The organism is Rhodococcus sp. FG69, from assembly GCF_057808915.1.
The window spans coordinates 1-5,778 of sequence record NZ_JBMDIX010000082.1; the positions used below are offsets into that span (position 1 = coordinate 1).

Here is a 5,778-nt window from a genome sequence, read left to right on the forward strand (position 1 = left end):
TTCCCGCACCGTCTTCGTCTAAATCCCTGCTCAGCGCGTTTCAACTCGAAAGAGCTGTCGGGGGTGCTCGCTACAGTCCCTGTCATGGCAGATCGGCAGCTAGGTGAGGTCCTGGACACGGATTCAGTCGTCCCGGTGAGGAGTGCGGAGGTGTTTCCGGACCTGTCGGGCGAGGTCGCCGCTCGGATCGAACGGTCGATGGCGTCGGCACGGTCCGGTGCTACCCGCCGCGCCTACGATTCGGCGTGGCGACGCTTCGAGACCTGGTGCACCGTCGCCGGGCACCACGCGTTGCCGGCGCATCCCGCTACGGTGGCGGCCTATCTCGTTGCGGCTGCCGACACGCTCACCGTCGACGGGACGCGGGCGTATGCGCCGTCGACGTTCGGCAAATGGATCGCGGCGGTCGCGGACCGCCACCGCGCTACCGGCTACGACAACCCGTGCGGGCACGAGATGGTGCGCGCCACTCTCTCGGGTATTCGGCGGGATTACGCGTCTGCGGGGGAGCGGCCCCGTAACCCGCGCGCACCGCTGCTGACCTCCGACATCACTACGATCGTCGATTACGCGCGTCGAGGTGGGGCCGGGTGGGCGTCGGAGGTCCTCGAACGCCGCGACACTGCGCTGCTCCTGATGGGCTACACCGGCGCATTCCGCCGCAGCGAACTCGTAGCGCTCGAATGCCGCGATGTCCACCGCGACCGCCTCGACGGCGCGCACGTACGTATCCGCAAATCGAAGACCGACCAGGACGGCACCGGAACCGTGAAAGCACTCCCGTTCACCGACCGCCACGAGTCATGTCCGGTCTGCGCGTGGGTGCGATGGCTGCAGATCGTCGCAGCGTTCGACACCGGCGGCAGAGTTGCTGTCATCCGAATACTTTCCCGCGCAGTGGAATTCGACTCCCATATCTGCCGCGGCACCCTTCCTGTAGTCGAGAAACGGTCCCCTCTGTTTCGGTCCGTCCGCAAGAACGGCAACCTCTCCGACACAGCCCTGTCCGGAGCCGCGGTGCACGCGGCGATCCGCCGCCGCGCTACTCGAGCTGGATACGGCCCCGACACCGTCGCCCAGCTCGGCGGGCATTCCCTCCGTTCCGGCTTCGTCACGCAGGCCTTCCGCAACGGTGCCGACGCGCATGCGATCATGCGCCAAACCGGGCACACCACACCCGCAATGGTCGAAACATACGCTCACGAGAATGCGCCACTGGTCGGCAACGCCGTCACCGAGCTCGGCCTATGACCAGGCACCCGACCGAACCAGTGAGCGGCGACGGGACGACAGGGGTAGATGCTGACCACGACGACCGCCCTTGTCCGATACGTGCATCGGACATCACGAACACGTCGATACCGAGGCGGGATCGGCACACGTGGTCACTGTTCGAGGACTGGTGCACCGCCCATGGCGAACCCCCATTGGCGGCCTCTCCTGAGTCACTTGCTCGGTTCCTGTATGCGCACCCCGCCGCGCCGACGACCCAACGCCGCCGGATCGCGGTGATCGACTCCGCTCATCATCGGCATCTATTACCTCCTCCAGGGCGCGCTGAGACCGTCCGGGCTGCGCTGGATGGGGCCCGCACGTCGCGCCTGCAGGAGGTGGCAGCCGTGATCGGCGGAATCATCGCCCGACTCCCCGAATACGGTTGGCCGTCAGCGTTGTTCGCGCGCAGAGACGCGCTGATCCTCACGCTCGCTACGACAGGTCTGCCGTACACGCAGATCGCGGCCCTGCGGGCATGCGATGTCACCGCCGATGCGGGTCTCGACGCCCTTCGCATCGAGACAGGCCGCGGCGTTCATACCCTCACCTCCCTCGCGCTGGCGGGGACGGGCATTTCTCCGCGCACGGTGTACCAGCGCTGGTGTGAGGTGCTCGGCCATCAGGCCCGGTATCCGAGCACCCGAATGCTCGCCGACGCTTTCGATGCCGTGGACGGCACCGGGCTCGGCGGATACGACCGGTATTTCGACCCGGCCGGTCAACATCCGCTGTCGACTGCGATCGACCGGTGGGGCCACACCCCGTTGGCTGCGACCCCGCTGACCGCCCGTGCGGTAGCGGGCATCGTGCGAATGCACTGGGACGGAAGGGCACCCACCCACCTGCAGCCCACTGCGCGGTCACAACATCCGGAGCAGATCGCGGCACCGGATCCAGTACCGCGGGTTCTACTCGACCCCGGCTACTACGAACGCGGAACGCTTGCGCGTAGACACGCCCACGGTCTTCTCGACGACGTGGACTCTGTCCTGGCCGATGTCGAAACCCGCGCGGACAGCCTGTTGGAAGCTCTCGTCGACTTTCTCGAATCGGAGACCGCACGCGTGCCGGCCGACACCGTCGAGTGACTAGTGGTTGGTACTCGGGTTTGCACACACTCTTCTTCTCACGGCAGGGAGGCGGTGACGTCTCAGAAATCTCCGAGATGAAGATCGATCAGGCCGCGAACGAACGAGGCATCGATCTCGACCCCGTTCTGCGGGGTCTACGTCGAATCCGGGTCGTCTGAGAGTCGGGGATTTCGGAAATCTTTCGGAGAGCGTCCGGTCCAGCGTTTGAAGGCGTGAGAGAAGTTGGCGAGGTCGCTGTATCCGAGTTCGGTAGCGATCTCGCTGACCGAAACCGATCGGTCGAGGAGCCGTAGCATCGCGCGCTCGTACAGCAGCGAGTGGCGCACCTTGCTATAGGTGGTTCCTTCTTCGGCAAGCCGCCGTTTCAACGTGCTACTCGACATCGACAATGCTTGTGCAACATCATGGTTGGTTCGCTGTCCGAGGTCCTTTTCCAACTGTTGCCTCACCTTCTCGGCGGATGACATGGACCCACTCCGCTGGGCGAGTGTTCGCTGCAGATCAGCGATAGCGAGACGATATGCGAGGGGGTCCGAGAAGCGACAAGCCTTGTTGAGGGTCTCCTCGGGTACGTGGACGAAGGAAATCGGAGCGTCGAAGAACCGGCGATTCGCCCCCGGACCTTCGTCGTGGCTCACCTCGGCCGGCTCCGGCCAGCTCAGATGGAGTGTCACCGGCGATATGTCACCGGCGAGCATGTCCAGCAGTCGTAGTAACGCCGACCCACCGTAGGTGATGACCAAGCAGTCCAGTGCGGAATCGCCTGTGTGCGCAGTGAGCCCGACGATCAGACCGTAGTCGCCGGTGTGGAACTGCGACTTCAACGCCGTGGAGATCAATGGTAGGTATGTCAGGAGATCGACGATCTCGGCGACCGAACCAGCGCTGATCAAAGGTGAACTCAGAGGCCCGAACGATGTCAACTGGGCCTGCTCGGCAAACGCAAATCCGAGTCGAGTGGCCTGGGCGATATCGAGTTCGGGATAGACCTCCCGAAACCACCGTATCGGTGCCTGAACGTCATGCTGAATGAGCGTCGCTTCACTGGTTCCTTCGCGGTGCATGATCACACGAAGCCGCGCGGCGGCGTCAGGGTCGAGTGCGCGGCGTTCGAGCAACTGAACGAACGCAAGCGGTGGCACGCCCTCGTCGCTCAGCTTCACGGTGACCCCTTTGACCCGAATTCACAAGTTTATGACTCCACCGAACATAGCCGTCACCCGCGTTTGCGACGACACTTTCGTCAATCACGCCGGAAAACGAGGAGTTGACATGGCAGCTGTAATTTTCGTCGCCCACGATGGTGAGAAGCACGAGGCGGCTCTGGTCGAAGGTCGCTCGCTGATGCAGATTGCAACCGACAATGCTGTGCCGGGGATCGATGGAGACTGTGGGGGCGAAACGGCCTGTGGCACCTGCCATGTGATCGTCGACCCGCAGTGGTCAGGAGAGGTGGGTCTGTCCGGCGCCGACGAGGAGGAGATGCTGGCGATGAACCCCGAGCGTGAACCCACGTCTCGGTTGTCGTGCCAGATGGTGGCCTCGGAAGCGTGGGATGGCCTGATCGTTCGAACACCTGAATTCCAATTGTGATGTGCGAAAGGCAGGCACGACAGCATGAAAGTTTCTGAGTCGATCGCCGACAAGGTCCAGTCGACCATCCCGATAGGGCTGCAGATCCAGGGCGCTCATTTGTACGACAAGACCCGACGGTGGGTGACTGGCACGAATGGCAAGAAGATCTTCGTCGAAAGTCCCATCCCACCGGTCGAGGATGTCGAGCTCGCCGACATCGACCTCAGTAACCCCTTTCTTTACAGACAAGGGCGGTGGCAGTCGTACTTCGAGCGCGTGCGGAACGAGGCACCGGTGCACTACCAACCCAATAGTCCGTTCGGCCCGTTCTGGTCGGTCACGCGCCATGCCGATATCGTGGCCGTCGACAAGAATCACGCTGTGTTCTCGGCCGAACCGTTCATCGTCATCGGCGTTCCGCCCCGGTTTCTCGATATCGAGATGTTCATCGCGATGGACCCACCACACCACGACAAGCAGCGCGCTGCCGTCCAGGGGGTTGTCGCACCGAAGAACCTCCGGGAGATGGAGGGACTGATCCGATCGCGCGTACGGGAGGTATTGGACGACCTCCCCTTGAACGAGCCGTTCGACTGGGTGCAGAATGTCTCGATCGAGTTGACAGCTCGGATGCTCGCAACTCTTCTGGATTTCCCCTACGAACAACGCCGCAAACTCGTCTACTGGTCCGATTTGGCAACCTCGATGGAGCAAGCCAACGGTGGGCCCTCGGACAACGACGAGGTGTTCGAAGGCATGCGTGACATGGCCCGTGGCCTCAGCGCTCTCTGGCATGACAAAGCAGCCAGGAGGTCTGCAGGGGAAGAGTCCGGTTTCGATCTGATCACCATGTTGCAGAGCAACGAGGACACCAAGGATCTGATCGATCGTCCGATGGAATTTCTGGGCAACCTCGTCCTGCTGATCGTCGGTGGCAACGACACCACGCGAAACTCGATGAGCGGTGGCGTTCTTGCGTTGAACCAATTCCCCGACCAGTTCGAGAAATTGAAGGCCAATCCCGATTTGATCCCCAACATGAACTCGGAAATCATCCGATGGCAAACACCCTTGGCGTACATGCGCCGAATCGCCAAAGCCGACACCGTTCTGAACGGACAATTCATCCGCAAGGGTGACAAATTGGTGATGTGGTATGCCTCGGGTAACCGCGACGAACGCGTTTTCGAGAATCCTGATGATTTCATCATCGATCGTGCCAATGCGCGCAATCACATCGCGTTCGGATTCGGTGTGCACCGGTGTATGGGCAATCGGCTGGCCGAAATGCAGCTGCGGATTCTGTGGGAGGAGTTGCTTCCCCGCTTCGAGAACATCGAGGTCGTCGGCGACCCCGAGTATGTTCAGTCGAATTTCGTGCGGGGCATCAGCAAGATGATGGTGCGCCTGACGCCTACTTCCAGCGTATGACATCGCAACGGGCGATCATCGTCGGCGCAAGCCATGCTGGGGCACAACTGGCAGCTAGTTTGCGCCAAGAAGGTTGGACAGGCGACATCGTCCTCATCGGTAACGAGTCTGCCGCTCCCTATCAACGCCCCCCGCTGTCGAAGGCATACCTGGCGGGCAAATGCGTACTCGACGATATCGCCATTCGCAGCACGGACTTCTACTCCAAGCAAGGTATTCAGCTCCTGAACGCGCAGGTGGAGACCATCGTTCGGTCGGAAGGCAACGTCGTTCTCGACACCGGGGAGAAGCTGGCCTACGACAAGCTCGCGCTGTGCACGGGAGCCCGCCCTCGTCGGCTCACCGTTCCCGGGGCCGATCTCCACGGGGTCTACTACCTGCGCACCGCAGCGGACGTCGAGAGGAT

General features: G+C 62.3%; 6 protein-coding genes. 5 read left to right on the forward strand and 1 reads right to left on the reverse strand.

Annotated elements, in window-relative coordinates; genetic code table 11:
- Positions 1-84 precede the first annotated feature (84 nt).
- Together ACODSO_RS28875 and ACODSO_RS28880 are read left to right on the forward strand one after the other, a co-directional pair.
- Positions 85-1,251, forward strand: a complete 1,167-nt coding sequence (locus ACODSO_RS28875) for a site-specific integrase (RefSeq protein ID WP_032364181.1) — start codon at positions 85-87, stop codon at positions 1,249-1,251.
- Positions 1,252-1,427: 176 nt separating this feature from the next.
- Positions 1,428-2,363 (forward strand): recombinase, encoded by a 936-nt coding sequence (locus tag ACODSO_RS28880; protein ID WP_230594166.1) that lies wholly within the window; start codon positions 1,428-1,430, stop codon positions 2,361-2,363.
- Between the two features lie 137 nt (positions 2,364-2,500).
- Here the strand turns inward: ACODSO_RS28880 and ACODSO_RS28885 are convergent, their stop codons facing one another.
- Entirely contained in the window at positions 2,501-3,529 is a 1,029-nt protein-coding gene (locus ACODSO_RS28885; RefSeq protein ID WP_052047647.1) for a helix-turn-helix domain-containing protein, read from the reverse strand.
- A gap of 109 nt (positions 3,530-3,638) precedes the next feature.
- On the opposite strand from ACODSO_RS28885, the gene ACODSO_RS28890 reads away from it, so the two are divergent.
- The 3 genes from ACODSO_RS28890 to ACODSO_RS28900 all read left to right on the forward strand — a co-directional run.
- Positions 3,639-3,959: a 2Fe-2S iron-sulfur cluster-binding protein gene (locus ACODSO_RS28890; RefSeq protein WP_024793405.1), complete on the forward strand. Its 321-nt coding sequence runs from the start codon at positions 3,639-3,641 to the stop codon at positions 3,957-3,959.
- 24 nt (positions 3,960-3,983) lie between these two features.
- Entirely contained in the window at positions 3,984-5,372 is a 1,389-nt protein-coding gene (locus ACODSO_RS28895) for a cytochrome P450 (RefSeq protein ID WP_032364182.1), read from the forward strand.
- Positions 5,369-5,778 (forward strand): FAD-dependent oxidoreductase (locus ACODSO_RS28900; protein ID WP_489040044.1); only part of this gene is annotated, 410 nt, incomplete at its 3' end. The genes ACODSO_RS28895 and ACODSO_RS28900, both read left to right, overlap by 4 nt.

Excerpts from the sequence above, each read along its gene's own strand:
- ACODSO_RS28875 (WP_032364181.1), top strand. The coding sequence starts at position 85 with ATGGCAGATCGGCAGCTAGGTGAGGTCCTGGACACGGATTCAGTCGTC.
- ACODSO_RS28890 (WP_024793405.1), top strand. The coding sequence starts at position 3,639 with ATGGCAGCTGTAATTTTCGTCGCCCACGATGGTGAGAAGCACGAGGCG.
- ACODSO_RS28895 (WP_032364182.1), top strand. The coding sequence starts at position 3,984 with ATGAAAGTTTCTGAGTCGATCGCCGACAAGGTCCAGTCGACCATCCCG.